This window comes from Streptomyces sp. NPDC104831, from assembly GCF_055583025.1.
In genome coordinates this window covers 1-24,378 of the sequence record NZ_JBVJOT010000036.1, presented here as the reverse complement: position 1 = coordinate 24,378, position 24,378 = coordinate 1, and the positions used below count along the sequence as shown (strand labels likewise).

Below are 24,378 nucleotides of genomic sequence, written 5' to 3'. Positions count from 1 at the left end.
ACACACGATGAGCGAACCGAAGGACCGGCAGGCGGCCATCACCGGCATCGGGGTGGTCGCACCCAACGGCACCAGCACCGACACCTTCTGGAAGGCGACCCAGGAGGGCCTCAGCGTCCTCGACCGGGTCACCCGCGAGGGCTGCGAGCACCTTCCCCTGAAGGTGGCCGGTGAGGTCCGCGCCTTCGACCCGGCGGCCACCATCGAGGAGCGCTTCCTCGTCCAGACCGACCGGTTCACGCACTACGCCATGGCCGCGGCCGACTTCGCGCTGGACGACGCCCGGCTCGGGCCGTCCGGCATCCCGGACGCGCCGTACTCCATCGGCGTCGTCACGGCCGCCGGATCCGGCGGCGGCGAGTTCGGCCAGCGCGAACTGCAGCGACTGTGGGGCAAGGGCAGCCGGTTCGTCGGGCCGTACCAGTCCATCGCCTGGTTCTACGCCGCGAGCACCGGCCAGGTCTCCATCCGCCGCGGCTTCAAGGGGCCGTGCTCGGTCGTCGCCTCCGACGAGGCCGGCGGCCTGGACGCCCTCGCCCACGCGGCCCGGGCGGTGCGCCGCGGCACCGACGTGATCGTGGCCGGCTCCACCGAGGCGCCGCTCGCGCCGTACTCGATGGTCTGCCAGCTCGGCTACGCGGAACTGAGCCGCGAGACCGACCCCGCCCGGGCCTACCGCCCCTTCACCGAGGGGGCGTGCGGGTTCGTGCCGGCCGAGGGCGGCGCCATGCTCGTCGTCGAGGCGGCGGGCACCGCCCGGGCCCGGGGCGCCGACGTCCGGGCCGTCGTCGCGGGCCACGGGGCCACCTTCACCGGCGCCTCCCGCTGGGCGGACTCCCGCGACGGACTCGCGCACGCCATCCGGCAGGCGCTGGCGGAGGCCGGCGCGGCCCCCGAGGAGATCGACGTCGTCTTCGCCGACGCCCTCGGGGTACCGGAGGCCGACCGGGCCGAGGCGCTGGCGATCGCCGACGCCCTCGGCGCGCACGCCGCCCGGGTCCCGGTCACCGCCCCGAAGACCGGGTTCGGCCGCGGCTACTGCGCGGCCCCCGTGCTGGACACCGCCGCGGCCGTGCTGGCGATGGAGCACGGCCTGATCCCGCCGACGCCGAACGTCTTCGACGTCTGCCACGACCTCGACCTCGTGACGGGCAGCGCCCGTGCCGCCGAGCCGCGCACGGCACTCGTGCTCAGCCGCGGACTCATGGGGTCGAACTCGGCGCTGGTGCTGCGAGCCGGCACCAGGCAGTGAGCACAGCAAAGGAGGAAAGCACATGCCGCAGATCACCGTGGAAGAACTCGCCGCGCTGATGAAGAAGGCCGCCGGGGTCACCGTCAGCCCGGAACAGCTGATCGAGAGGCCGGACACCGGCTTCGACGTCCTCGGTGTCGACTCGCTCGGCCTGCTCGGCATCGTCGGCGAGCTGGAGAACACCCACGGCACCCCGATGCCGGTCGACGCCGAACGCTGCAAGACGCCGCAGCAGTTCCTCAACCTCGTCAACACCACCCTGATGGCAGGAGCCTGAGATGGCAGGACACACCGAGAACGAGATCACCATCGCCGCCCCGCTGGACCTGGTCTGGGACATGACCAACGACCTGGAGCGCTGGCCGCAGCTGTTCAGCGAGTACGCGTCGGTGGAGGTCCTCAAGCGGGAGGGCGCGAGGACCACGTTCCGGCTCACCATGCACCCGGACGAGAACGGCACCGTGTGGAGCTGGGTCTCCGAGCGGGAGCCGGACCGCGACTCCCTCACCGTCACGGCCCGCCGGGTGGAGACCGGCCCCTTCGCCCACATGAACATCCGCTGGAGCTACGAGGAGGTCCCGGCCGGCACCCGGATGGTGTGGGTCCAGGACTTCGCGATGAAGCCGGACGCGCCGGTCGACGACGACTGGATGACCGACAACATCAACAAGAACTCCAAGGTCCAGCTGGCCCTGATCCGGGACAGGATCGAGAAGGCGGCGGCCGGACAGCGGCCCGCCCCGGCCCTGGCCGACTGAGCCGGACGACAGGAGACGACCGTGCACCAGGCCCTGATCGTCGCCCGCATGGCCCCCGGCTCCGCCCCGGACATCGCCAAGGTGTTCGCGGAGTCCGACCGCGGGGAGCTGCCGCACCTCGTCGGGGTGGTCCGGCGCAGCCTCTTCCAGTTCGGTGATGTGTACATGCACCTCGTCGAGTCCGAACGCGAGCCCGGACCGGCCATCGCCAAGGTCACCTCGCACCCCGAGTTCAAGGAGGTCAGCGAGCGGCTGTCGGCGTACGTCAGCGCGTACGACCCCGAGACCTGGCGGTCCCCGAAGGACGCCATGGCCCAGCGGTTCTACGTCTGGCAGCGCGACACCGGAGTCTGACACCCTCCTCCGGAGCACCGGTGCCGGGCCCGCGTCCGACGCGGACCCGGCACCGGTGTGCCGTGGGGAGCGCGCTCAGCCGGGGACCGTGCAGTCGAACGCGTGCAGGAAGGGGTTGACCGGCGCGACGCCGCCGACCTCCAGGCCCGCCGCCCGCAGCCGTCCGGTCATGCCGGCGGTGGTGTGCTTGGCCCCGCCGACGTTGAGCAGCAGCAGCAGGTCCATGGCGGTGCTGAACCGCATGGACGGCGTGTCGTCCACCAGGTTCTCGATCACGACGACCCGGGTGCCGGGGCCGCCCGCCTCGACCACGTTGCGCAGCAGCCGGGTGGTGGACTCGTCGTCCCACTCCAGGATGTTCTTGATGACGTAGACGTCGGCCTTGACCGGGACGGCCTCGCGGATGTCGCCCGGCACGATCCGCGCCCGGCCGGCCAGGTCGCCGCCCTCGCGCAGCCGCGGCAGGGCGTTGTCCACCACCCGCGGCAGGTCCAGCAGGTAGCCCCGCATCGCCGGGTACTTGTCGAGCAGGCTGGCCACCACGTGCCCCTGCCCGCCGCCGAGGTCGGCGACCGAGTCGCTGCCGGACAGGTCGAGCAGCGCGGCGACCTCCCGGGCCGACTGCTCGCTGGAGCGGGTCATGGCCCGGTTGAAGACGTCGGCGGACTCCGGGGCGTCCTCGTTGAGGTAGGCGAAGAACTCCTTGCCGTACAGGTCCTCCACGACGTTCCGGCCGGTGCGCACCGCCCGGTCCAGCCGGGGCCAGGCGTCCCAGGTCCAGGGCTCGGTGCACCACAGGGCGATGGCCCTGAGGCTGCTGGGGTCGTCCTCGCGCAGCAGCCGGGACATCTCGGTGTGCGCGAAGGTGCCGTCGGGCCGCTCGGCGAAGACGCCGTAGCAGGACAGGGCGCGCAGCAGCCGGCGCAGCGGCCCGGGCTCGGTGTGCACGGCCGCCGCCAGGCCCTGCACGGTCATCGGGGCGTCACCGAGGGCGTCGGCGACGCCGAGCCGGGCGGCGGCGCGGACGGCGGCGGCGCAGGCCGCCCCGAACACGAGCTCGCGCAGCCGCATCGACGGCGGCGGGGTGGGGGGTGCCCCGGACTCCGGCGCGGTGGGGAGCGCGGGGGATGGTGCGGTCATGGGCCGCCTTCCTTCCTTGCGTGGGTCGGGTACGGCTGTCCGGTCAGCACAGGCCCGCGGGCCTGGAGGCGCGGCAGGAGTTGTGGTCGAAGGCGTTGCCGCTCTTCGCGGCCTCCTGGTTGACCAGGTCCGCCGGGGAGTTGGCCGACAGCTGGTTGCCGGTGATCCGGTTGCGCTCGCTGGTGGCGCCGACGAAGCTCTTGAACAGGACGATGCCGCCCGACAGCGGGGACTTGCCGAAGTGGCCGGTGACGGTGTTCCGGGAGACCAGGGTCTTCTCGGTGCCGGTCAGCACGATGCCGGAGCCCTGGAGGTAGGGCAGCCGGGCGGTCTTCGGGCAGTACTTGTTGTTCCGCTCGACCAGGTTGGCGCGCACGGTCAGCGCGCCCGCCCGGGGCTTGTTCTCGTCGCCCACCACGAACACGCCGGCGCAGTTGCCGGTGACGTGGTTGCGCCGGACGGTGAGGTTGCGCAGCCGGCGGACGGTCAGGCCGATCCGGTTGCCCTCCAGCAGGGTGTGCTCCACCACCGTGCCCTTGCTGTCCTTGGCGCCCTGCTCGGCCTTGACGCTGTTGGCGAGGAACAGGCCGGCGTCGCCGTTGCGCCGGGCGGTGTCGCCCCGGAAGAGCCCCCGGGTGGAGTGCTGCTGGGCGATGCCCCACTGGCCGTTGTCGTCGGCGGTCACCCCGGTCACGGTCAGCCGGTCGGTGCCCATGGACCACAGGCCGACCTTGGCGAAGCCGGTCACCTTGAGATCGGCGACGGTGACGTCCCGCAGGGCCTTGTTCTTGCCGCCGATCACGCAGATGCCGTTGCCCGACCCGAGGCAGGTGGGGGTGGTCCCCTTCGCGGGCGGTGCCGCCTTCGCCCCCGAGGGCGGCCGGATGACGGTGCGCGGGCCCGCGCCCCGCAGGGTCAGCGCGGCGGTCCGCACGGTGACGCTCTCGTGGTAGGTGCCGGCCAGCACCCGCACGGTGTCGCCGGGCCGGGCGGCGTTCACCGCCTTCTGGATGGACTCACCCGGACGCACCACGAGGGTCCGGTGGGCCGCCGACGCCGGGGCGGCGCCCGCGAACGCACCGACGAGGGCCGTGGCGCATGCGAGGTACGTAATATGGCGTTTTGTCACATTCCGAAGGCTAGGAGCCGATGAGCTGATTACCCGCCGGATGCTCCGTTCGGTGGCGTGTCAACGACAGACCCCGCACCCTTCGGGGTGCGGGGTCTCGTCGATGGCGTGCGGGTGCGGTCAGCGCCCCCGGGGTCCGCCCTTCGGCAGCTTCATGCCCTTGGGCATCGGGCCCTTGGGCAACGGCATGTTGCTCATCAGGTCGCCCAGCGCGCGCAGCCGGTCGTTGGTGGCGGTCACCTGGGGGCCGGTCAGCACCCGCGGGAACTTCAGCAGGGTGGTGCGCAGCTTCTTCAGCTCGACCTGGCCCTCGCCGGTGCCCACGATCACATCGTGCACCGGCACGTCCGCGACGATGCGGTTCATCTTCTTCTTCTCGGCGGCCAGCAGGGTCTTCACCCGGTTCGGGTTGCCCTCGGCGACCAGCACGATGCCCGCCTTGCCGACGGCCCGGTGCACCACGTCCTGGCTGCGGTTCATCGCCACCGCCGGGGTCGTCGTCCAGCCCCGGCCGATGTTGTCCAGCACGGCCGCGGCGGCGCCCGGCTGGCCCTCCATCTGGCCGAAGGCCGCCCGTTCGGCCCGGCGGCCGAACACGATGGCCATCGCCAGCAGGGCGATCAGCAGACCGAAGATGCCCAGGTAGACCGGGTGCCCGAGCAGGAAGCCGATCACGAGGAAGACACCGAGGACGCCGATGCCGACGGCCGCGAGTACAAGACCGATCTTCTTGTCGACCTTGCGGGTCATCTGGTACGTCAGGGCGATCTGCTTCAGTCGCCCGGCATTCGCGGCGTCCGCCGCGGTTTCCTTCCTCGCCATGTCACGAAGTCTACGTGCCCCCGGGAGCGCCGACGACGGCAGTGCCCGGCGGGCCCGTCCCCGGGCCCGGGGGGAGGTGTCAGGAGCGGCCGGCGGCCTGCTCCAGGAACCGCTGCGCCTCGACCCGGTCCTGGGCGCGACGGCGGTCCTCCAGGACGGACGTCCAGGCGTTGCGGCGGGCGGTGCGCTGGCCGCCGCTCAGCAGCAGGGACTCGACACGGCGGAGCGCGTCGGTGAAGGACGGGATGGCGGTGGCGCGCACGGGTGCTGCCTGCATGGGCGGGATCCCCCCTCGAAGCGGTGGAGACAGGGGCGTGACACCTAGGGTCACTGTCTGGTGTTACCAGGGCGTGACCGACCGGTCAAACAGTGGTGAACCCCTCGGTGCGGGGGCCGGAACGCCGACGCGGCCCCGCCGCCGCCCTCATCAGCGAGGACGGAGGGGACCGCGTCGACCCGGCCGCTACCGGCCGGTAGCGATTTGTGCGACGATTCACACGCGCGGGCTCACGCCGCGGGTCTCACGCCGCGGGGCTCACACCGCCTGCGCGGCGATGAACGCGCCCCGCTTCTCGATGGCCATCTGGTACAGCCGCCCGGCGCGGTAGGAGGAGCGCACCAGGGGGCCGGACATCACACCGGAGAAGCCGATCTGCTCGGCCTCCTCCTTCAGCTCCACGAACTCCTGCGGCTTCACCCAGCGCTCCACCGGGTGGTGCCGGACGGACGGGCGCAGGTACTGGGTGATGGTGACCAGCTCGCAGCCCGCCTCGTGCAGCTGCCTGAGCGCGTCGCCGACCTCCTCGCGGGTCTCGCCCATGCCGAGGATCAGGTTCGACTTGGTGACCAGGCCGAAGTCGCGGGCCTCGGTGATGACCTTCAGGGAGCGCTCGTAGCGGAAGCCGGGGCGGATCCGCTTGAAGATCCGGGGGACCGTCTCGACGTTGTGCGCGAAGACCTCGGGGCGGGAGTCGAACACCTCGGCCAGCTGCTCGGGGACCGCGTTGAAGTCGGGGGCCAGCAGCTCCACCTTCGTGCGGCCGCCCTCGCGGTCCGCCGTCTGGGCGTGGATCTGGCGCACGGTCTCGGCGTACAGCCAGGCGCCGCCGTCCGGCAGGTCGTCGCGGGCGACGCCGGTGATGGTGGCGTAGTTCAGGTCCATCGTGACCACGGACTCGCCCACGCGGCGCGGCTCGTCGCGGTCGAGCGCCTCGGGCTTGCCGGTGTCGATCTGGCAGAAGTCGCAGCGCCGGGTGCACTGGTCGCCGCCGATGAGGAAGGTCGCCTCGCGGTCCTCCCAGCATTCGTAGATGTTCGGGCAGCCGGCTTCCTGGCACACCGTGTGCAGGCCCTCGCTCTTCACGAGGTTCTGCATCTTCGTGTATTCGGGGCCCATTTTCGCCCGGGTCTTGATCCACTCGGGCTTGCGCTCGATGGGGGTCTGGCTGTTGCGGACCTCCAGGCGCAGCATCTTGCGTCCGTCCGGTGAGACTGCGGACACGTCGGCTCCCTGTGACTTCGATTCTTCGGCGTACACCAGGGTACGCCCGTGCTCATTGCGCCCTGCCGGTGAGACCAACCTCGCGACCACAGGGCGCATTCCCGGCGCGGATGATCAGGCGGACGCCTTCTCGATCTCCCGGGGCTTGAGGTCCGCGTTCTCCAGGACGTCCCTGAGGTGCCGCTCCACGACCGGCACCACCTCCTCGATGGTGACGTCCCGGCCCAGCTCGCCCGCGAGGGAGGCCACGCCGGCGTCGCGGATGCCGCACGGGATGATCCGGTCGAACCACTTCATGTCCGGGTTCACGTTGAACGAGAAGCCGTGCATCGTGACGCCCTTGGCCACCCGGATGCCGATCTGCGCGATCTTGCGGTCCTCGCGCCGCTGGCCCGCGTTGGAGGGGGCGTACTCGGGGCCGTTGAGCCGGGGGTCGAACTCCTCGTCGGCCAGGCGCGGGTCGAAGTCCAGGGAGAGGCCCCCGAGCGCGGGCCGCCGCTCGACCGGGTCGCCGAGCACCCATACGCCGCTGCGGCCCTCGACCCGGGTGGTCTCCAGGCCGAACTCGGCGCAGGTGCGGATGAGCGCCTCCTCCAGCCGCCGCACGTGCGCGACCACGTCCACCGGGCGGGGCAGCTTCTGGATCGGGTAGCCCACCAGCTGGCCCGGGCCGTGCCAGGTGATCTTGCCGCCGCGGTCCACGTCGATGACGGGCGTGCCGTCCAGCGGGCGCTCGCTGTCCTCGGTGCGCCGGCCGGCCGTGTACACCGGGGGGTGCTCCAGGAGGATCACGGTGTCGGGGACCTCGTCGGCGAACCGGGCCGCGTGGATCCGGCGCTGCTCGTCCCAGGCCTCCTGGTAGTCGACGGCATCGGCACCGAATCCCCTGCGGACGAACCGCAACTCACTCACGGCAAGCGCCTCCCTCGGCGATGGGTGTGTCAGGCATGTATCGCGCCCACGCCACTGTACGTCCGACCCCTCCAGGTCAGCCCTGCGGGCGTAGCTCACACGAACGGATGAATGAGTGGTGAAGCCTGTGATCGTCTGCTCACTCTCCGCTACATTCGCGCCGTTCGTGAGCCATAAGGGCTGCTCAAAGGCAATCCGGGCACGTCGACAGGCCCGGAAGGCAGGAGACCGCACCGCAGATGACGGACCGACCCGCGCAGCGCACCCCCAACCGCCAGCTCGCCGCGCTCATCGCAGAAGCGGGGTTCTCCAACGCGGGTCTGGCCCGCCGGGTCGATCAGCTCGGTCTGGAACACGGGCTGGACCTCAGATACGACAAGACATCGGTCACCCGCTGGCTGCGCGGGCAGCAGCCGCGCGGGACGACCCCCGCCCTGATCGCCGAGGTGTTCACCCGCCGGCTGGGGCGCCGGCTCACCGCCCAGGATCTCGGTCTGGACTCCTGCGCGCCGGTGTACGCCGGGCTGGAGTTCGCGGCCACCCCGGAGGAGGCCGTCGACATCGTCAGCGGGCTGTGGCGCAAGGACTCCGGCAGCCACGCCGAGCTGCGCAAGATCGCCTTCACCCCGGCCGGCCTGGTCGTGCCCAGCCGGGACTGGCTGATCGGCAAGCCCGACGACCGGGTGGCCCGCGAGCCGGGGCCCCGGGTGCCGCCGCAGGGCCGCCCCGGCACGGCCAGGCCCCCGCTCCCGCCCGGGGCGGCGGCCGTGGCCCGGGCCCGCGCGAGCGCCGAACGCGCCCCCGGCCACCGGGTCACCCCCGGTGACATCGCCGCGCTGCGCTCGGTCGGCGAGCTGTTCCGCACCCTGGACGACCGGTTCGGCGGCGGCCACGCCCGGCAGGCGCTGGTGCGCTACCTGGAACACGAGTGCGAGCCGATGCTCCGCGGCAGCTACGGCGAGCAGACCGGCCGCCGGCTGTTCGGCGCCGCCGCCGACCTGACCCGGCTCGCGGGCTGGACGTCGTACGACATCGCCGCGCACGGACTCGCCCAGCGCTACTTCGTGCAGGCCCTGCGGCTCGCCCAGGCCGCCGGCGACCGGGCCTACGGCTCCTACGTCCTGGTCACCATGAGCCGCCAGGCCGTCTACCTCGGCCACGGCAGGGAGGCCGTGCAGCTGACCCGGGTCGCCCAGCAGGGCGTCGGCAGCGGCGCCCCGCCCGTCGTCCAGGCGCTGCTGCACGCCTCCGAGGCGCGGGCGCACGCCGTCCTGGGCGAGATCCGGGCGTGCACCGCGGCGCAGATCCGGGCCGAACGCGCGCTGGAGGCGGCCCGTCCCGGGGACGAGGTGCCGCACTGGGCCCGGTTCTTCGACGAGGCGCAGCTCGCCGACGAGTTCGGCCACTGCCACCGGGACCTCCAGCAGTACCGGGCCGCCGCGCAGCACGCCGAGCGCTCCCTCCAGCTGCGGGCGCCCGTGCACGCCCGCAGCCGGCTGTTCTGCCGGGTCGTCCTCGCCACCGCGCGGCTCGGCCTCGGCGAACTCGACCAGGCGTGCGCGCTGGCGGCGGAGGCCGCGGGGCAGGCGGCGGAGATGCGGTCCGCCCGCGCGGTGGAGTACGTGAAGGACTTCGAACGCCGGCTGGAGCCGTACCGGGACGCGCCGCCCGTGCGCGGCTACCGGGAGAAGGTCGCGGCGCTGGGATAGGGCCCGCCGCGGCTCACGCCGCCCTCGGCAGCGTCGGGGCCGGGTCCGCGCGGTGTATCGAGCCCGCCGCGCCGAGGTCCGCCAGGAGGGCCGACGTCGCCCGGCGGGCGGAGTGCAGCGCGCCCTGGACGGTGCTGGTGTCGCGGTGGTCGCCGCAGACGTACAGGCCCGCCAGGAGGCGTACCGGGCGCCGCGGGTCGTGCGGGGGGCGCATGGCCGGGACCGCCTCGGGGGTGTGGTGCACGGCCAGCGTCTCCCAGCGGCGCGTGGAGGTGCCGTAGAGGCGGGAGAGGTGGATGCGGACGGCGGTGTCGACGCCCTCCGGCGGCGGGCCCAGCACGGTCGAGGAGATCAGCACCCGGCCGGCCGGGGCCCGGCCCGGGTCCACGGTGCTGAGCACCGCCGTGTGCGCCACCGGCCCGCCCCGGTCCGCGTCCAGCAGCAGCGAGGCGCCGGTCGCGAACGCCTCCGCGGGCTCGTCCGCGGTGTGGTGGACCACGGTCACCGGATGGAAGTCCGGCACCCGCAGCCCCGGCAGCAGCTCCGCCGCGGCCCGCGCGTCGGTGGCCACGAGCACCGCCCGGCAGCGGATCTCGCCGTGCTCGGCGGTGCTCACCGAGGTCGTGGACACCGAGGTCACGCGCACCCCGGTGTGCACCGTGCCCGGCGGCAGCGCCCCGGCCAGCAGCTGCGGCACCCGCTCCGCGCCGCCCTCCGGCACGCACAGCCGGCCGCTCGCGAAGGCGCGCAGCGCGAGATCGGCGCAGCGGCTGGACGTGGTCAGCTCCGGGTCGCACAGCAGCGCGGCCAGCAGCGGGCGCAGGAAGCCGTCGATGGTGCGCGCCGGCACCCCGCGCCGGGCCAGCGCCTGGGCGGCGGGCAGCTCGGGGCGGGCGAGGACGCGCTCGACCGGGGTCGCCGCGAGCCGGCCGAGCGCGGCACCCAGCCGGGCCTGGTCCACCGCGCCGCCCACCGGCGCCGCGCCGGCCCGGCCGGGCGTGACCGTCGTACCCCGGCCGGTCGCGGCCCGGGCCGCGACCGTCCGGGGCGCCGTACCCCTGGGCGGGCCGGCGAGGGCGCGCACCGCATGGAGTGCGCCCCGTGCGCCCCGTGCGCTCCCGCCGAGCGCCGGCGTGCCCGCGCGCTGGAGGCAGCCGTCGCGGTGCAGCAGCACGCCCGGCGCGAAGCGGCGCAGGGCCAGCCCGGCCAGGCCCGGGGTCAGCCGGAGTTCGGGGCACGACGTGGTCAGCAGCTGTCCGAAGCGGTCGAGCCGGAAGCCGTCGACCTTCTCCGTCGCCATGCGGCCGCCGACGTACGGGGCGGCCTCCAGGACCGCCGTGGTGACTCCGGCGCTGGTCAGCCGGTGGGCGGCGGAGAGGCCGGCGACGCCGGCCCCCACGATGACGACGTCCACCTGGTACGCGGGCTCAAGCACGAGGCCCCTCCTGTGGTTACGCGGCCGGTGGAGGAGCCATGCCTCCCACTGGCGCCACGGATACCCGAGTTCGGATCGAGGTTAGGGCGGTGATCCGTCAGGAGGAGTCGCGCATCAACAGGGCACGGTCGCATGGAGGTCGCATACGGTCACTTTTGTTTGCCCTTGTTGCCAACCGGCTCACTACGCCGCGCGGATCGCCTCCTCGATGCCCGGGAACGCGAACCGGAACCCCGACTCCAGCAGCCGCCTCGGCACCACCCGCTGACTGCCGAGCACATCCCCGGCCATCTCCCCGAGCACCGTCCGCAGCACGCCGGCGGGCACCGCGCACACCGCCGGCCGGCGCAGCACCCGGCCCATCGCGGCCGTGATCTCCCGGTTCGTCAGCGGCTGCGGGGCGGTCAGGTCGAACGGGCCGGACAGGTCGTCCCGGTCGATCAGATGCCGGATGGCGGCCACCTCGTCGTGCAGCGCGATGTACGACCAGTACTGCCGCCCGTCGCCCAGCCGCCCCCCGAGACCCGCCCGGAACAGCGGGAACAGCCGTCCCCAGGCCCCGCCGCCGCGGGCCACCACCAGCCCCGTGCGCAGGAACACCGTCCGCACCCCGGCCTCCGCGGCGGGCGCCGCCGCCTCCTCCCACTCCACGCACAGCCGGGCCAGGAAGCCGTCCCCCGGGGGCGCGTCCTCGTCCACCACCCGGTCGCCGGTGTCGCCGTAGAAGCCGATCGCGCTGCCGTTCAGGAAGGCCCGGGGCGGATCCGGCAGCGACGCCACCGCCTCGGCGAGCGCGGCCGTGCCCAGCACCCGGCTGTCCCGCAGCACCCGCTTGTACTCGGGGGTCCAGCGCCGGTCGCCCACCCCGGCCGCCGCCAGGTTGACCACCGCCTCGCACCCGGCCAGCCCGGCCGCGTCGACCCGGCCCCGCTCCGGGTCCCAGCGGACCTCGTCCGGGCCCCGGGGCGCCCGGCGCACCAGCCGCACCACCTCGTGCCCGTCCGCGGTCAGGGACCGCACCAGGGCGCCGCCGATGAGACCGGACGCGCCGGCCACCGCGATACGTGAACGTTCCATGGCCCCCAGCATGACCCCCCGCGCGCCCCGGAAAACCCACCGGGCTCCCGGACCGCGCGTCGTAGGGTGATCGTCATGTCCGAGCCCTCCATACGCACCGCCCAGGCCGACGACGAGGAGGAACTCGCCGTCCTCGACCGGGCCACCTGGTCCACCCTGCACGCGGTCATGCCCCGCCCGCGGCCGCCGTACCCGCCGTTCTTCGACGACCGGCACCCCCCGGAGGACTTCCTCGTCGCCGAGGACGGGGACGCCCGGGCCGGCGGACGCCTCCTCGGCTACATCCGCCTCACCCACCCCACCACGCTCGCCTCCCACGCCCACGTCCTGCAGATCCAGGGGTTCGCCGTCGCCGAGGAGGCGCGCGGCCGGGGCGTCGGGCGGGCGCTGGTCCGGGCCGCCGTCGACCGCGCGCGCGAACGCGGCGCCCGGCGCCTGACCCTGCGCGTGCTCGGGCACAACACCCCGGCCCGGGCGCTGTACGCGTCCGAGGGGTTCGCCGTGGAGGGCGTGCTGCCGGGGGAGTTCCTCATCGACGGCCGCTACGTCGACGACGTGTGCATGGGCCGCTCCCTGTGACCCCGGGACAGCACACCTAGGCGGCGACCAGGTCGCCCGTGTCCACCGGTGCCGTGGCCGTGGCCGCGCGCTCGGCGTCGCCCGTCACCTCGGCCGCCGTCAGCGCGTACCCCGTCGTGCCGTCCGAGGCGGACCGGGCGAAGACCACTCCGAAGACCCGGCCCTCCGGGGTGAGCAGCGGGCCGCCGGAGTCGCCCGGCCGGATCGTGGCACGGATCGCGTAGACCTCCCGGGTGACCGTGTGCTCGCTGTAGATGTCCGCGCCGATCGCCCGCACCCGGCTCGTGACCGTCGCCGCCCGCAGGTCCAGGCCCCCGTTCTGCGGATAGCCCGCCACCACCGCCGGGTCCCCGCGCCCGGCGTCCGGGGCGAACCGCAGCGCCGGCGCGCGCAGCCCGGGCACGTACAGCACCGCCACGTCCCGGGCCGGGTCGAAGAACACCACGCGGGCCGGGTACGACCGCCCGGTGCCGCCGACCCGCACGCCCGGGCGGTCGATGCCGGCCACCACGTGCGCGTTGGTCAGCACCCGCCGGGACGCGTAGACGAACCCGGTGCCCTCCCGGCCCTCGGCCCCCGCCGACCCCGCGATCTTCACCGTGCTGTGCCGGGCCGCCGTCGACGCGGCCGCGGTGACGCCGTCGCCCGGCGGCCGGGCCACCCCGGCGGCCGACCGGATCCCGAGCGGGTCGGACCCCCGCGGCAGACCGGCGTCCGTCAGCGTGGCCGCGGCCCGCGAGAACCAGGCCGGCGCGGTCGCCGGCATCCGCTGTCCCACCGCCTTCAACAGCGCCGAGTCCCCGATCGCCGACGACAGCGCCGGCACGGGGGCCGCGCCCAGCACGCTCGCCGCCACCCAGGCCACCACCAGCACCGCGACCCCGTTCAGCGCGGCGCCCCCGACGCCGTCCGCGACCCGCAGCGGGCCCCGGTCCAGCCGTGCGCGCAGCCGCGGCGCCGACCGGCCCGCGAGCCCCCGGCCGAGCAGCGCCGGCCCCAGCACCGTGGCCGCCGCGAGCGCCGTCGCCGCCGTCGAGCCCCGTGCCACCTGGGCCGTCGCCCACGGCAGCAGCCACACCCCGACGAGCGCGCCGCCCACGAACCCGGCCAGCGAGACACACCCGGCCACCAGTCCGCGCCGGTATCCCGACAGGGCGCAGCAGACGGCCACCACAGCGAGCAGCAGATCCAGCCGGTTCACGGAACAGCCTTTCTCCCGGATACCCGGATCCCCCTGCGGGGACGAGGGTTGCGCCAGGTGGCAGAGCGCGCGTCGCGGCTACGGCCCGGCGGCTTGACAGTGGGACCATGCGTGTCCTGCGAAGAGCCCCGCGGGCCCCGGCACGGCCGGCCGCTGAATCCCCCCGTCCCGCCCGGCGGACCCCCGGTGCGCTGCTGGTGCTGCTCGGCTGCCTGCCCGGACTGCTCGCCGTCGGCGCGCTGGTCCTGAGCGCCCGAGGCGGCGAACGCGCCGCCGTCTCCCGCCCCGACCGCCCCGCCGCCGGTGCCCGGCCGCCCGCCCGGCACCGGGCCGTCCGGCCGCGCATCGTGCCGCGCTCCGCCTGGCTGGACCGCGTCACCGGGCACACCCAGCCGCCGCCGCGCTACGACGACAAGGTGGTCGCCGTCTTCCTGCACCACACCGACTCGCCCAACGGCTACGCCTGTGCCGACGCGCCCCGCATCATCCGCGGCCTGTACGCGGGCCAGACCGGCGCCCGGCACTGGGACGACATCGGCTACAACTTCCTCGTCGACCGCTGCGGCACCATCTACGAGGGCCGCGCCGGGGGCGTGGACCGGCCCGTGACCGGCGCCCACACCCAGGGCTTCAACCACCGCACCGCCGGCATCGCGGCCCTCGGCACCTTCACCGCCGGCGCCCCGGTGCCCCGGGCCATGACCGACGCCATCGCCGCCCTCGCGGCCTGGAAGCTCGGGCTCGCCGACATCGACCCGCGCGGCCGGGCCCGGCTGGTCTCCAGCAGCGGCCAGAGCCGCTACCGGACCGGCGCCACCGTCACCCTGCCCGCCCTCGCCGGGCACGACGCCGGATTCCGCACCAGCTGCCCCGGCGCGGCCCTCACCGCCCACCTCCCGGCCATCCGGGAGCGGGCCGCCCTGCTCCAGGGCCGCCCGGCCACCGTTCCTCCCCACCGCCCGCACCCCACTCCCCGGCCGCGGGCACGCCACAGTCCGGGCACCCCCCGCCCCACGGCCACCCCCGCCACCGGCACGGGCACCCCCCGGGCCGGGAAGCACGGGGAACGGCCGTGACGGTGAGCGGTCCGGCCGGTTCCACGGGGCACCGGCCCGGGCGTTCCCCGTCGCACGGCCGTTTCCGGCACCGCCGTCAGCGGTACGGGGACCCGCCGGGCCGGGCCGGCCGGGGCCGGGGGGCACGGAAAGCGGCCGTGACGGCGAGCGGTCCGGCCGGTTCCACGGGGCACCGGCCCGGGCGTTCCCCGTCGCACGGCCGTGGCCCGCGTCAGCCGGGCCGGCGGTAGGCGCGGGGAACGGACGGGTGCCGCGAAGGGCCGGCGTCGTCCCGGCGCGGCCCGCGGCCGGGCGGGGGCGGGCGGCAGCGCCCGCCGACGGCGCCCGCCCGCGTACGGCCCCGCACGAGGCGGCCGTCATGTCCGCAACCGCTGCCACAGCCGGGGGAACCGCTCGGCGAGCACCCGGTCGTCCTCCAGGTCCAGCGCGGTCCCCTCGGGCTCGGCCGGCGCCGGGGCGAGCCCCAGGTCGGGCGCGACCGTGCCGGTCAGCTGCTCGTACGCCTCGTCGGCCGCGTAGCCCAGCTCCTCGCCGTCGCCGTCGATCTCCTCGTCGAACTCGCCCAGCAGCCCGGCCAGCGCGTCCGGGTCGTGCAGGGCCCCCTCGAAGACCTCCCGGCCCTGCCCGATCAGCCAGCACCGGAAGAAGTCGAACGCGTCGTCGCTGCACCCGTCCAGCAGCAGCCAGGCGGCCCCCCACAGATCCCAGCGGTAGGCGCGGTTGTAGCGGGCCTCGAAATGACGGGCGAAGTCCAGGACCCGCTCCGGATCCAGCGCGAGAAGCCGCTCCACGAGCAGGTCGGCCTGCTCCTCGGGGTCGCCCCCGGCGGCCTGGCGGGTGGAGTCGATCAGCTCCCAGAACTCCGTCTCGTCCATCACGCCACCAGCATCGGGCCTGACCCGGCGGCACGCACCCGGAGTACGGCGGACTCGCTCAGCCGTCCCCGCCGTGGTACAGGGCGGCGGCGCGGGCCGCGTCCGCAGCGAACCGCTCGCGCAGCGCGGCCGGCGCCAGCACCTCGGCCTCCGGGCCGAGCGCCGTCAGCTGCTCGTACGCGACCTCCTCCGACTCCACCGGCAGCGTCACCGTCACCCGGCCCGCCGCGTCCGGCGCGCCCGGCTCCGCGAGGGCCGTCCGCGCCGCGAGCGGGTCGACGGCGTGCGGCAGCCGGCGCACACCCTCCGGGGTGAGCCGTACGACGACCTCGGCGCGCAGGATCGAACGGGCGAACCGCTCGGCCTGCTCCGCCCAGAAACCGGGCAGGTCGAACCCCGGATCGCGCGCGAAGCGCTCGTCCAGCGCGTCCACGGCGGTGAACCGGTCGATCCGGTACGTCCGGAAGGAACCGCTTCCCGCGACCCGCGCGCACAGGTACCAGACACCGGCCTTCAGCACGAGTCCGTACGGCTCCAGCCGCCGCTCCACCGCGTCCTGCCCGCGCCGGTACCGGGCGAGGACCCGGCCGTCGCCCCACACCGCCTCGGCGAGCACGGGCAGCGGCGCCGGCGTCACCGGCTCCCGGAACCAGGCGGGCGCGTCCAGGTGGAAGCGCTGCGCGGCGGTGTCCGGGGCGTCCCGCAGCGAGGGCAGCAGGGCCGCCGACACCTTCAGCCGGGCCGCCGAGGCGGCGTCCTCCAGCCCCATCTCCCGCAGCGCCCCCGGCACCCCGCTGAGGAAGAGCGCCTCGGCCTCGCCGCGGGCCAGCCCGGTCAGCCGCGTCCGGTACCCGCCGACCAGCCGGTACCCCCCGGCCCGCCCCCGGTCCGCGTACACCGGCACGCCCGCCTCCGACAGCGCCTGCGCGTCCCGCGTCACGGTCCGCTCCGACACCTCCAGTTCCCGGGCCAGCTCGGCGGCGGTCATGGCGGGCCGCGACTGGAGGAGCAGGACCATCTTGATGAGCCGGGCCGCACGCATGCGTTCATGATGCCGAACGGCACCGGCGACGCGGACCGCGGGGGAGAGACGAACGCGGCGGACAGGGACGCGTCCGCGCCCGCGAAGGCGCGCACCCTCCTGTCCGCCGCGACGGCGCTCGGCCGCGACGGCGCGGCCCGGCGGTGCCGGGCCGGCCGTCACGGTCCGTCGGCCCTCCTACAGGCCGTACTTCTCCCGGGCCTCCTTGACGGCCGTCGCCTTGACCTCGCCGCGGCGGGCGAGCTGGGCGAGGGCGGCCACGACGATCGACTCGGCGTCGACGCCGAAGTGGCGGCGGGCGGCCTCACGGGTGTCCGACAGGCCGAAGCCGTCGGCGCCCAGCGAGGACCAGTCCTGCTCGACCCACTGCGCGATCTGGTCCGGTACCTGGCGCATGTAGTCGGACACCGCGAGGACGGGGCCCTCGGCGCCCTGCAGGGCCTGGCGGACGTACGGCACGCGGTCCTCGCCGCGCAGCAGCGCCGCGTCGGCCTCCAGCGCGTCCCGGCGCAGCTCGGTCCAGGAGGTCGCCGACCACACGTCCGAGGCCACGCCCCACTCCTCGGCCAGCAGCTTCTGCGCCGTAAGGGCCCAGTGGATCGCCGTGCCCGAACCCAGCAGCTGGATGCGCGGGGCGCCCGCCGCGACGGCGATGCCCGCCGACTCCGCCGTGTTGAAGCGGTACAGGCCCTTGACGATGCCCTCGTCGATGCCGAGGCCCTGCGGCTTGGCCGGCTGCGGCAGCGGCTCGTTGTAGACCGTCAGGTAGTAGAAGACGTTCTGGTCCTCGCCCGGCTTGGCCTCGCCGTACATCCGGCGCAGGCCCTCACGGACGATCACCGCGATCTCGTAGGCGAACGCGGGGTCGTACGTCAGCGCGGCCGGGTTGGTCGCGGCGATCACCGGGGAGTGGCCGTCGGCGTGCTGGAGGCCCTCACCCGTCAGGGTGGTGCGGCCCGCCGTCGCGCCGATGAGGAAGCCGCGGCCGAGCTGGTCGCCGAGCTGCCACATCTGGTCGGCCGTGCGCTGCCAGCCGAACATCGAGTAGAAGATGTAGAACGGGATCATCGCCTCGCCGTGCGTCGCGTACGACGACGAAGCGGCGATGAAGTCGGCCATCGAGCCGGCCTCGGTGATCCCCTCGTTGAGGATCTGGCCGTTCTTGGCCTCCTTGTAGTACATCAGCTGGTCGCGGTCGACCGGCTCGTACGTCTGGCCCTTGGGCGAGTAGATGCCGAGCGACGGGAAGAGGCTCTCCATGCCGAAGGTGCGCGCCTCGTCCGGGACGATCGGCACCCAGCGCTTGCCCGTCTCCTTGTCGCGGACCAGGTCCTTGATCAGGCGGACGAAGGCCATGGTGGTGGCCACGTTCTGGGAGCCGGAGCCCTTGTCGAAGGAGGCGAACGCCTTCTCGGCCGGGGCCGGCAGCGCGGGCAGCGGGTGCGTGCGGCGGGCCGGGGCCGGGCCGCCGAGGGCCGCGCGGCGCTCCTGGAGGTAGCGCACCTCGGGGGAGTCGGCGCCCGGGTGGCCGTAGGGCACCACGCCGTCGACGAAGTCGCTGTCCTTGATCGGCAGGCCGAGCCGGTCGCGCATCGCCTTGAACTCGTCCACCGTCAGCTTCTTCATCTGGTGGTTGGCGTTCTTCGACGCGAAGCCCTCGCCCAGGGTGTGGCCCTTGACCGTCTGGGCCAGGATCACGGTCGGCGCGCCCTTGTGCTCGACGGCGGCCTTGTACGCGGCGTAGACCTTGCTCGCCTCGTGACCACCGCGCGAGAGGTGGAAACACTCGAGGATCTTGTCGTCGCTCAGCAGCTTGGCCATCTCGGCCAGCGCCGGGTCCTTGCCGAAGAAGTCCTCGCGGATGTAGGCGGCGTCGCGGGTCTGGTACGTCTGGACCTGCGCGTCCGGCACCTCGCGCAGCCGGCGGACCAGCGCGCCCGTGGTGTCCAGGGCGAACAGCTCGTCCCAGGCCGAGCCCCACAGCGTCTTGACGACGTTCCAGCCGGCGCCGCGGAACTGGGCCTCCAGCTCCTGCACGATCTTGAAGTTGGCGCGGACCGGGCCGTCCAGGCGCTGGAGGTTGCAGTTGATGACGAAGGTGAGGTTGTCCAGCTGCTCACGCGAGGCGAGCGCGAGGGCGGCGGTGGACTCCGGCTCGTCCATCTCGCCGTCGCCGAGGAAGGCCCAGACGTGGGACGCGGAGACGTCCTTGATGCCGCGGTTGGTCAGGTAGCGGTTGAACCGCGCCTGGTAGATCGCCGACAGCGGGCCGAGGCCCATGGAGACCGTCGGGAACTCCCACAGCCAGGGCAGCCGGCGCGGGTGCGGGTAGGAGGGCAGGCCGTTGCCGCCGGACTCCTGGCGGAAGTTGTCGAGGTGCGCCTCGTTCAGGCGGCCGTCGAGGAAGGCGCGGGCGTAGATGCCCGGGGAGGCGTGGCCCTGGATGTACAGCTGGTCGCCGGAACCGTCGCCCTCCTTGCCCTTGAAGAAGTGGTTGAAGCCGGTCTCGTACAGCCAGGCGGCGGAGGCGAAGGTCGCGATGTGGCCGCCGACGCCGTGCTTGCTGCCGCGGGTCACCATGGCCGCCGCGTTCCAGCGGTTCCACGCGGTGATCCGGGCCTCCAGCTCCGGGTCACCGGGCAGGGCCGGCTCCGCGGAGGTGGGGATGGTGTTGACGTAGTCCGTCTCGAGGAGCTTCGGCAGCGCGATGCCGCCCGCCTCGGCGCGCTCCAGCGTGCGGCGCATCAGGTACGCGGCGCGGTGCGGTCCGGCTTCCCTGGCCACGGCGTCCAGGGAGGCCTGCCATTCGGCGGTCTCCTCCGGGTCGCGGTCCGGGAGCTGGTCGAGCGCGCTCGGCTGGATGGCGTTGGGGTCGGTCATGTCGCCGCCTTCCTCAGTCGAAGGGGGTTCCCTCATCGTCAAGGGTTCGGGGGTGCCCTAGGTCTTTGGCAGGACAGGGCAGCGGACTTCGGTGGAAGTCCGTCGGCGACTGTAACCCTCTGATCGATGATCGATCAAAGGGTAGAGGCGGAAAAAGCCCCGATTCCGGGAAAGTAGGCACCCGGTGCCTTCGAAATGGGCACCCGGTGCCGCTTTCAAGAGGGGTTTTCGCAGGTGAGCGTGGGTGTGCTCGGCTGGGTCAGGCGCGCGGCGCGCACCCCAGCACATGCGCCTTCACCAGTTCCGCGATCCGCGGATCGCGGCGCTTGAACGCCTGCACCAGTTCCTCGTGCTCCTCCGCGTACGACTGCTGGACCGTGCCCAGCCAGCGGATCGACAGCGCCGTGAAGACCTCGATGCCCAGCCCTTCCCACGTGTGCAGCAGCACCGAGTTGTGCGCGGCGCGCACCAGCTCCCGGTGGAAGCCGACCGTGTGCCGCACCTGAGCCGTGCCGTCCGCCTCCCGGTCGGCCTCGTACAGCGCCGTGACGTGCGGTTCCAGCGCCGAGCAGTCCTCCGCGAGACGCTCCGCGGCCAGCTCGGCGGCGATGGCCTCCAGCCCCGCCCGGACCGGGTAGCTCTCCTCCAGGTCGGCGGCGGTCAGATTGCGGACGCGTACACCCTTGTTCGGTGCCGACTCGATCAGCCGCAGCGACTCCAGCTCGCGCAGGGCCTCCCGCACCGGGGTCTGGCTGACCTCCAGCTCGGTGGCGATCCGCCGCTCCACGATCCGCTCGCCCGGCTGCCAGCGCCCGCTGACGATTCCCTCCACGATGTGCTCGCGGATCTGCTCGCGCAGCGAGTGGACGACGGGCGCGGTCATGACGGCTCCTTAGGGAGGGGCCGTCCTGCGGCCCCCGGGGGCTTTGACGTTTAGACAATACGGCTGGTTCGCGTCGCGGGGAGGGCGCGCGGGGGCGCTTTGATGCAGGTGAGACGAGCCTTACACGCTCCGCATCCGGACAAACACGAACACCCCGCCCGGAAGAAAACTCCGGACGGGGTGTCGTCTGCCCGATCAGGCGCGACCAGGTCAGAGGCCGAGCTCGACCTCGAACTCGCCGGCCTCCAGGATCGCCTTGACCGCCGTCAGGTAACGGGCCGCGTCGGCGCCGTCGACCAGGCGGTGGTCGTAGGAGAGGGTCAGGTAGGTCATGTCGCGGACGCCGATGACCGTGCCCTCCTCGGTCTCGATGACGGCCGGACGCTTGACCGTGGCACCGATGCCGAGGATCGCGACCTGGCCCGGCGGCACGATGATCGTGTCGAACAGCGCGCCGCGCGAACCGGTGTTGGAGATGGTGAAGGTCGCCCCCGACAGCTCGTCCGGGGTGATCTTGCTGGCGCGGACCTTGCCCGCCAGCTCCGCCGTGGCCTTGGCGATGCCCGCGATGTTCAGGTCGCCGGCGTGCTTGATGACCGGGGTCATCAGGCCCTTCTCGGAGTCCACCGCGATACCGATGTTCTCGGTGTCGAAGTAGGTGATGGTCCCCTCGGCCTCGTTGATCTTGGCGTTGATGACCGGGTGGGCCTTCAGCGCCTGCGCGGCGGCCTTGACGAAGAACGGCATCGGGGAGAGCTTGACGCCCTCGCGGGCCGCGAAGGAGTCCTTCGCCCGGGCGCGCAGCTTCATCAGACGGGTGACGTCGACCTCGACGACCGACGACAGCTGCGCCTGCTCGTGCAGCGCCTTGACCATGTTGTCGCCGATGACCTTGCGGATGCGGGGCATCTTGACGGTCTGGCCGCGCAGCGGGGAGGCCTCCAGCGCCGGGGCCTTCTTCGCGGCGGCGGCCGGGGCGGCCGCGGCGGGGGCCGGGGCGGCGGTGGCGGCCTTCGCGGCCTCGGCGGCGGCGAGGACGTCCTGCTTGCGGATCCGGCCGCCGACGCCGGTGCCCTTGACGGTGGCCAGGTCGACGCCGTTCTCGGCGGCGAGCTTGCGCACCAGCGGGGTCACGTACGCGCCCTCGTCGGTCGCCTGGGTGGCGGTCGGCGAGGTCGGCGCGGTGGCCGGGGTGACCGGAGCCGGAGCCGGGGCGGGCGCCGGCGCCGGGGCCGGGGCGGGCGCCGGGGCAGCGGCCGGAGCCGGAGCCGGAGCGGGCGCCGGAGCGGGGGCGGGCGCCGGGGTCGGAGCGGGCTCGGCGGCGGGGGCCGGGGCGGCCGGGGCGGCCTCGGCGGCGGGGGCCGGGGCGGCACCCGGGGCACCGATGACGGCGAGCTTGGCGCCGACCTCGGCCGTCTCGTCCTCGCCGACCACGATCTCCAGCAGCACACCCGAGGCGGGGGCGGGGATCTCGGTGTCGACCTTGTCCGTGGAGACCTCGAGCAGCGGCTCGTCGGCCTCGACGGTCTCGCCGACCGACTTCAGCCAGCGGGTCACGGTGCCCTCGGTGACGGACTCGCCCAGCGCGGGCAGCACCACGTCGGTGCCCTCGGCGCCACCTGCCGGGGCGGCCGGGGCGGCCTCGGCGGCGGGGGCGGGGGCCTCGGCCGGGGCCTCGGCGGCCGGGGCGGGGGCAGGCTCGGCGGCGGGGGCCTCGGCGGCCGGAGCGGCCTCGGCGGCCGGAGCGGCCTCGGCGGCGGGCGCACCCGTGCCGTCGTCGATGAGGGCCAGCTCGGCGCCGACCTCGACCGTCTCGTCCTCGGCCACCTTGATGGAGGCCAGGATGCCCGAGGCGGGGGCGGGGATCTCGGTGTCGACCTTGTCGGTCGAGACCTCGAGCAGCGGCTCGTCGGCCTCGACGCGCTCGCCCTCGGCCTTCAGCCAGCGGGTGACAGTGCCCTCGGTGACGCTCTCGCCGAGCGCCGGAAGGGTTACGGAAACCGCCATGGTTTCGGTTGCTCCTAACGAATTGCGGAAGTCTGTGGTCGTCGCGCCCGAAGACGGAAGGCGTCAGTCGTGCATGTGGAGGGGCTTGCCGGCCAGGGCCAGGTGGGCCTCGCCGAGAGCCTCGTTCTGCGTCGGGTGGGCGTGGATGAGCTGGGCCACCTCGGACGGCAGCGCCTCCCAGTTGTAGATCAGCTGCGCCTCGCCGACCTGCTCGCCCATGCGGTCGCCCACCATGTGGACGCCGACCACGGCACCGTCCTTGACCTGCACGAGCTTGATCTCGCCCGCGGTCTTCAGGATCCGGCTCTTGCCGTTGCCGCCGAGCGGGAACTTGATGGAGACGACCTTGTCCGCGCCGTAGACCTCCTTGGCCTTGGCCTCCGTGATGCCGACGGAGGCGACCTCCGGGTGGCAGTACGTCACCCGCGGAACACCGTCGTAGTCGATCGGGACGACCTTCAGACCGGCCAGGCGCTCCGCCACCAGGATGCCCTCGGCGAAGCCCACGTGCGCGAGCTGGAGGGTCGGGACGAGGTCGCCGACGGCGGAGATGGTCGGGACGTTGGTGCGCATGTACTCGTCGACGAGGACGTAGCCGCGGTCCATCGCGACGCCCTGCTCCTCGTAGCCGAGGCCCTGGGAGACCGGGCCGCGGCCGACGGCGACGAGCAGCAGCTCGGCCTCGAACTCCTTGCCGTCCGCCAGGGTGACCTTCACACCGTCCTGGGTGTACTCGGCCTTCTGGAAGAACGTGCCCAGGTTGAACTTGATGCCGCGCTTGCGGAAGGCGCGCTCGAGAAGCTTGGAGGAGTTCTCGTCCTCGACCGGGACGAGGTGCTTCAGGCCCTCGATGACCGTGACGTCGGCACCGAAGGACTTCCACGCCGAGGCGAACTCGACGCCGATGACACCGCCGCCGAGGATGATGGCGGACTTGGGCACGCGGTCCAGGACCAGGGCGTGGTCGGAGGAGATGATCCGGTTGCCGTCGATCTCCAGGCCCGGCAGGGACTTCGGCACGGAACCGGTCGCCAGCAGGATGTGGCGGCCCTGGACGCGCTGGCCGTTCACGTCGACGGAGGTGGGGGAGGACAGCCGGCCCTCGCCCTCGATGTACGTCACCTTGCGCGAGGCGATCAGACCCTGCAGACCCTTGTACAGGCCCGAGATGACCTCGTCCTTGTACTTGTGGACGGCCGGGACGTCGATGCCCTCGAAGGAGGCCTTGACGCCGAACTGCTCGCTCTCGCGGGCCTGGTCGGCGACCTCGCCCGCGTGGAGCAGGGCCTTGGTGGGGATGCAACCCTTGTGCAGGCAGGTGCCGCCGACCTTGTCCTTCTCGATCAGGGCGACGTCCAGGCCCAGCTGAGCCCCGCGCAGGGCCGCGGCGTAACCACCGCTACCACCGCCGAGGATCACTAGGTCGAAAACGGTGCTGGCGTCGTTCGCCACGTCACGTCCTCCATGCATGTGCGCCGTGCGCCGGTCGGCGATGACCGGCAGGCGGCTGGTGTCCGGCCGCTTGATGCTTCGGCCCTTCGGTGGGGGCCCTGTCCTGCCGGGCTCCATCTTTGCACTTGTCGGACGAGATCGAGACGCCGGGCCGGTGTGTGAGACGTCCCACGTTCGGCGGCGCCGAGGGGGCGCGGGGCCGTGTGCGGGGTGGGGGGGGGGGGGGGGGGGGGGGGGGGGGGGGCCGCGAGGGGGGGGACCCGGGGGAGGGCGGGGGCACCCCTTCCATGGAGG

22 protein-coding genes are annotated in these 24,378 nt (G+C 73.8%); 7 read left to right on the top strand and 15 right to left on the bottom strand.

What is annotated here, in order from left to right:
- Positions 1-7 precede the first annotated feature (7 nt).
- The 4 genes from ACZ63H_RS23785 to ACZ63H_RS23770 are packed head-to-tail and all read left to right on the top strand — an operon-like array spanning position 8 to position 2,364.
- Positions 8-1,252, top strand: a complete 1,245-nt coding sequence (locus tag ACZ63H_RS23785) for a ketosynthase chain-length factor (RefSeq protein WP_469868096.1) — start codon at positions 8-10, stop codon at positions 1,250-1,252.
- 22 nt (positions 1,253-1,274) lie between these two features.
- Positions 1,275-1,529, top strand: coding sequence for an acyl carrier protein (locus tag ACZ63H_RS23780; protein WP_469868094.1), 255 nt, complete (start codon positions 1,275-1,277; stop codon positions 1,527-1,529).
- Position 1,530: 1 nt separating this feature from the next.
- Positions 1,531-2,010, top strand: a complete 480-nt coding sequence (locus ACZ63H_RS23775; RefSeq protein WP_467940286.1) for an SRPBCC family protein — start codon at positions 1,531-1,533, stop codon at positions 2,008-2,010.
- 21 nt (positions 2,011-2,031) lie between these two features.
- Positions 2,032-2,364, top strand: coding sequence for a TcmI family type II polyketide cyclase (locus ACZ63H_RS23770; RefSeq protein WP_469868092.1), 333 nt, complete (start codon positions 2,032-2,034; stop codon positions 2,362-2,364).
- 75 nt (positions 2,365-2,439) lie between these two features.
- Here the strand turns inward: ACZ63H_RS23770 and ACZ63H_RS23765 are convergent, their stop codons facing one another.
- The 6 genes from ACZ63H_RS23765 to lipB form a co-directional block, all read right to left on the bottom strand.
- Complete coding sequence (locus tag ACZ63H_RS23765) at positions 2,440-3,435, bottom strand: methyltransferase (RefSeq protein WP_469868227.1); 996 nt, start codon at positions 3,433-3,435, stop codon at positions 2,440-2,442.
- 112 nt (positions 3,436-3,547) lie between these two features.
- Positions 3,548-4,633: a right-handed parallel beta-helix repeat-containing protein gene (locus tag ACZ63H_RS23760; protein WP_469868090.1), complete on the bottom strand. Its 1,086-nt coding sequence runs from the start codon at positions 4,631-4,633 to the stop codon at positions 3,548-3,550.
- A gap of 120 nt (positions 4,634-4,753) precedes the next feature.
- Positions 4,754-5,455 (bottom strand): DUF4191 domain-containing protein, encoded by a 702-nt coding sequence (locus tag ACZ63H_RS23755; protein WP_469868088.1) that lies wholly within the window; start codon positions 5,453-5,455, stop codon positions 4,754-4,756.
- Positions 5,456-5,534: 79 nt separating this feature from the next.
- Positions 5,535-5,732, bottom strand: a complete 198-nt coding sequence (locus ACZ63H_RS23750) for an SCO2195 family GlnR-regulated protein (RefSeq protein ID WP_318203922.1) — start codon at positions 5,730-5,732, stop codon at positions 5,535-5,537.
- Between the two features lie 258 nt (positions 5,733-5,990).
- The gene (lipA, locus tag ACZ63H_RS23745; protein ID WP_469868086.1) at positions 5,991-6,956 is read right to left on the bottom strand and encodes a lipoyl synthase; all 966 of its coding nucleotides are present in this window, start codon (positions 6,954-6,956) and stop codon (positions 5,991-5,993) included.
- A gap of 114 nt (positions 6,957-7,070) precedes the next feature.
- Positions 7,071-7,868: a lipoyl(octanoyl) transferase LipB gene (gene lipB / locus ACZ63H_RS23740; RefSeq protein ID WP_469868084.1), complete on the bottom strand. Its 798-nt coding sequence runs from the start codon at positions 7,866-7,868 to the stop codon at positions 7,071-7,073.
- Positions 7,869-8,107: 239 nt separating this feature from the next.
- On the opposite strand from lipB, the gene ACZ63H_RS23735 reads away from it, so the two are divergent.
- A complete protein-coding gene (locus ACZ63H_RS23735; RefSeq protein ID WP_469868082.1) occupies positions 8,108-9,577 on the top strand; it encodes a regulator in 1,470 nt (489 codons plus the stop codon).
- 13 nt (positions 9,578-9,590) lie between these two features.
- Here the strand turns inward: ACZ63H_RS23735 and ACZ63H_RS23730 are convergent, their stop codons facing one another.
- Together ACZ63H_RS23730 and ACZ63H_RS23725 are read right to left on the bottom strand one after the other, a co-directional pair.
- Positions 9,591-11,012 carry an NAD(P)/FAD-dependent oxidoreductase gene (locus ACZ63H_RS23730; RefSeq protein WP_469868080.1) on the bottom strand — a complete coding sequence of 474 codons (1,422 nt, stop codon included), beginning with the start codon at positions 11,010-11,012 and terminating at the stop codon, positions 9,591-9,593.
- 183 nt (positions 11,013-11,195) lie between these two features.
- On the bottom strand, positions 11,196-12,089 hold the full coding sequence (locus ACZ63H_RS23725; RefSeq protein WP_469868078.1) for a TIGR01777 family oxidoreductase: 894 nt from the start codon (positions 12,087-12,089) through the stop codon (positions 11,196-11,198).
- Between the two features lie 75 nt (positions 12,090-12,164).
- On the opposite strand from ACZ63H_RS23725, the gene ACZ63H_RS23720 reads away from it, so the two are divergent.
- Complete coding sequence (locus ACZ63H_RS23720) at positions 12,165-12,668, top strand: GNAT family N-acetyltransferase (RefSeq protein WP_469868076.1); 504 nt, start codon at positions 12,165-12,167, stop codon at positions 12,666-12,668.
- Between the two features lie 16 nt (positions 12,669-12,684).
- Here the strand turns inward: ACZ63H_RS23720 and ACZ63H_RS23715 are convergent, their stop codons facing one another.
- Positions 12,685-13,869 (bottom strand): MarP family serine protease, encoded by a 1,185-nt coding sequence (locus tag ACZ63H_RS23715; RefSeq protein WP_469868074.1) that lies wholly within the window; start codon positions 13,867-13,869, stop codon positions 12,685-12,687.
- Positions 13,870-13,976: 107 nt separating this feature from the next.
- Between ACZ63H_RS23715 and ACZ63H_RS23710 the strand changes: the two genes are divergently transcribed.
- Positions 13,977-14,945 (top strand): peptidoglycan recognition protein family protein, encoded by a 969-nt coding sequence (locus ACZ63H_RS23710; protein ID WP_469868072.1) that lies wholly within the window; start codon positions 13,977-13,979, stop codon positions 14,943-14,945.
- Positions 14,946-15,301: 356 nt separating this feature from the next.
- Here the strand turns inward: ACZ63H_RS23710 and ACZ63H_RS23705 are convergent, their stop codons facing one another.
- The 6 genes from ACZ63H_RS23705 to lpdA form a co-directional block, all read right to left on the bottom strand.
- Positions 15,302-15,820, bottom strand: coding sequence for a DUF4240 domain-containing protein (locus ACZ63H_RS23705; RefSeq protein ID WP_469868225.1), 519 nt, complete (start codon positions 15,818-15,820; stop codon positions 15,302-15,304).
- Between the two features lie 58 nt (positions 15,821-15,878).
- Positions 15,879-16,862, bottom strand: coding sequence for a helix-turn-helix transcriptional regulator (locus ACZ63H_RS23700; protein ID WP_469868070.1), 984 nt, complete (start codon positions 16,860-16,862; stop codon positions 15,879-15,881).
- 177 nt (positions 16,863-17,039) lie between these two features.
- Entirely contained in the window at positions 17,040-19,742 is a 2,703-nt protein-coding gene (aceE, locus tag ACZ63H_RS23695; RefSeq protein WP_469868068.1) for a pyruvate dehydrogenase (acetyl-transferring), homodimeric type, read from the bottom strand.
- A 259-nt stretch (positions 19,743-20,001) separates the two neighbouring features.
- On the bottom strand, positions 20,002-20,625 hold the full coding sequence (locus tag ACZ63H_RS23690; RefSeq protein ID WP_467940267.1) for a GntR family transcriptional regulator: 624 nt from the start codon (positions 20,623-20,625) through the stop codon (positions 20,002-20,004).
- Positions 20,626-20,835: 210 nt separating this feature from the next.
- The gene (sucB, locus tag ACZ63H_RS23685) at positions 20,836-22,632 is read right to left on the bottom strand and encodes a 2-oxoglutarate dehydrogenase, E2 component, dihydrolipoamide succinyltransferase (protein WP_469868066.1); all 1,797 of its coding nucleotides are present in this window, start codon (positions 22,630-22,632) and stop codon (positions 20,836-20,838) included.
- A gap of 63 nt (positions 22,633-22,695) precedes the next feature.
- Entirely contained in the window at positions 22,696-24,084 is a 1,389-nt protein-coding gene (gene lpdA, locus ACZ63H_RS23680; RefSeq protein WP_189996494.1) for a dihydrolipoyl dehydrogenase, read from the bottom strand.
- Positions 24,085-24,378: the final 294 nt, after the last annotated feature.

What these genes read in the sequence shown, in the direction of transcription:
- ACZ63H_RS23775 (WP_467940286.1), top strand. Translation starts at nt 1,531, where the DNA reads ATGGCAGGACACACCGAGAACGAGATCACCATCGCCGCCCCGCTGGAC.
- ACZ63H_RS23750 (WP_318203922.1), bottom strand. Translation starts at nt 5,732, where the DNA reads ATGCAGGCAGCACCCGTGCGCGCCACCGCCATCCCGTCCTTCACCGAC.
- ACZ63H_RS23710 (WP_469868072.1), top strand. Translation starts at nt 13,977, where the DNA reads ATGCGTGTCCTGCGAAGAGCCCCGCGGGCCCCGGCACGGCCGGCCGCT.
- ACZ63H_RS23780 (WP_469868094.1), top strand. Translation starts at nt 1,275, where the DNA reads ATGCCGCAGATCACCGTGGAAGAACTCGCCGCGCTGATGAAGAAGGCC.
- ACZ63H_RS23705 (WP_469868225.1), bottom strand. Translation starts at nt 15,820, where the DNA reads ATGGACGAGACGGAGTTCTGGGAGCTGATCGACTCCACCCGCCAGGCC.
- ACZ63H_RS23690 (WP_467940267.1), bottom strand. Translation starts at nt 20,625, where the DNA reads ATGACCGCGCCCGTCGTCCACTCGCTGCGCGAGCAGATCCGCGAGCAC.
- ACZ63H_RS23785 (WP_469868096.1), top strand. Translation starts at nt 8, where the DNA reads ATGAGCGAACCGAAGGACCGGCAGGCGGCCATCACCGGCATCGGGGTG.
- aceE (WP_469868068.1), bottom strand. Translation starts at nt 19,742, where the DNA reads ATGACCGACCCCAACGCCATCCAGCCGAGCGCGCTCGACCAGCTCCCG.
- ACZ63H_RS23735 (WP_469868082.1), top strand. Translation starts at nt 8,108, where the DNA reads ATGACGGACCGACCCGCGCAGCGCACCCCCAACCGCCAGCTCGCCGCG.
- ACZ63H_RS23725 (WP_469868078.1), bottom strand. Translation starts at nt 12,089, where the DNA reads ATGGAACGTTCACGTATCGCGGTGGCCGGCGCGTCCGGTCTCATCGGC.
- ACZ63H_RS23700 (WP_469868070.1), bottom strand. Translation starts at nt 16,862, where the DNA reads ATGCGTGCGGCCCGGCTCATCAAGATGGTCCTGCTCCTCCAGTCGCGG.
- ACZ63H_RS23720 (WP_469868076.1), top strand. Translation starts at nt 12,165, where the DNA reads ATGTCCGAGCCCTCCATACGCACCGCCCAGGCCGACGACGAGGAGGAA.
- sucB (WP_469868066.1), bottom strand. Translation starts at nt 22,632, where the DNA reads ATGGCGGTTTCCGTAACCCTTCCGGCGCTCGGCGAGAGCGTCACCGAG.
- ACZ63H_RS23765 (WP_469868227.1), bottom strand. Translation starts at nt 3,435, where the DNA reads ATGCGGCTGCGCGAGCTCGTGTTCGGGGCGGCCTGCGCCGCCGCCGTC.
- ACZ63H_RS23755 (WP_469868088.1), bottom strand. Translation starts at nt 5,455, where the DNA reads ATGGCGAGGAAGGAAACCGCGGCGGACGCCGCGAATGCCGGGCGACTG.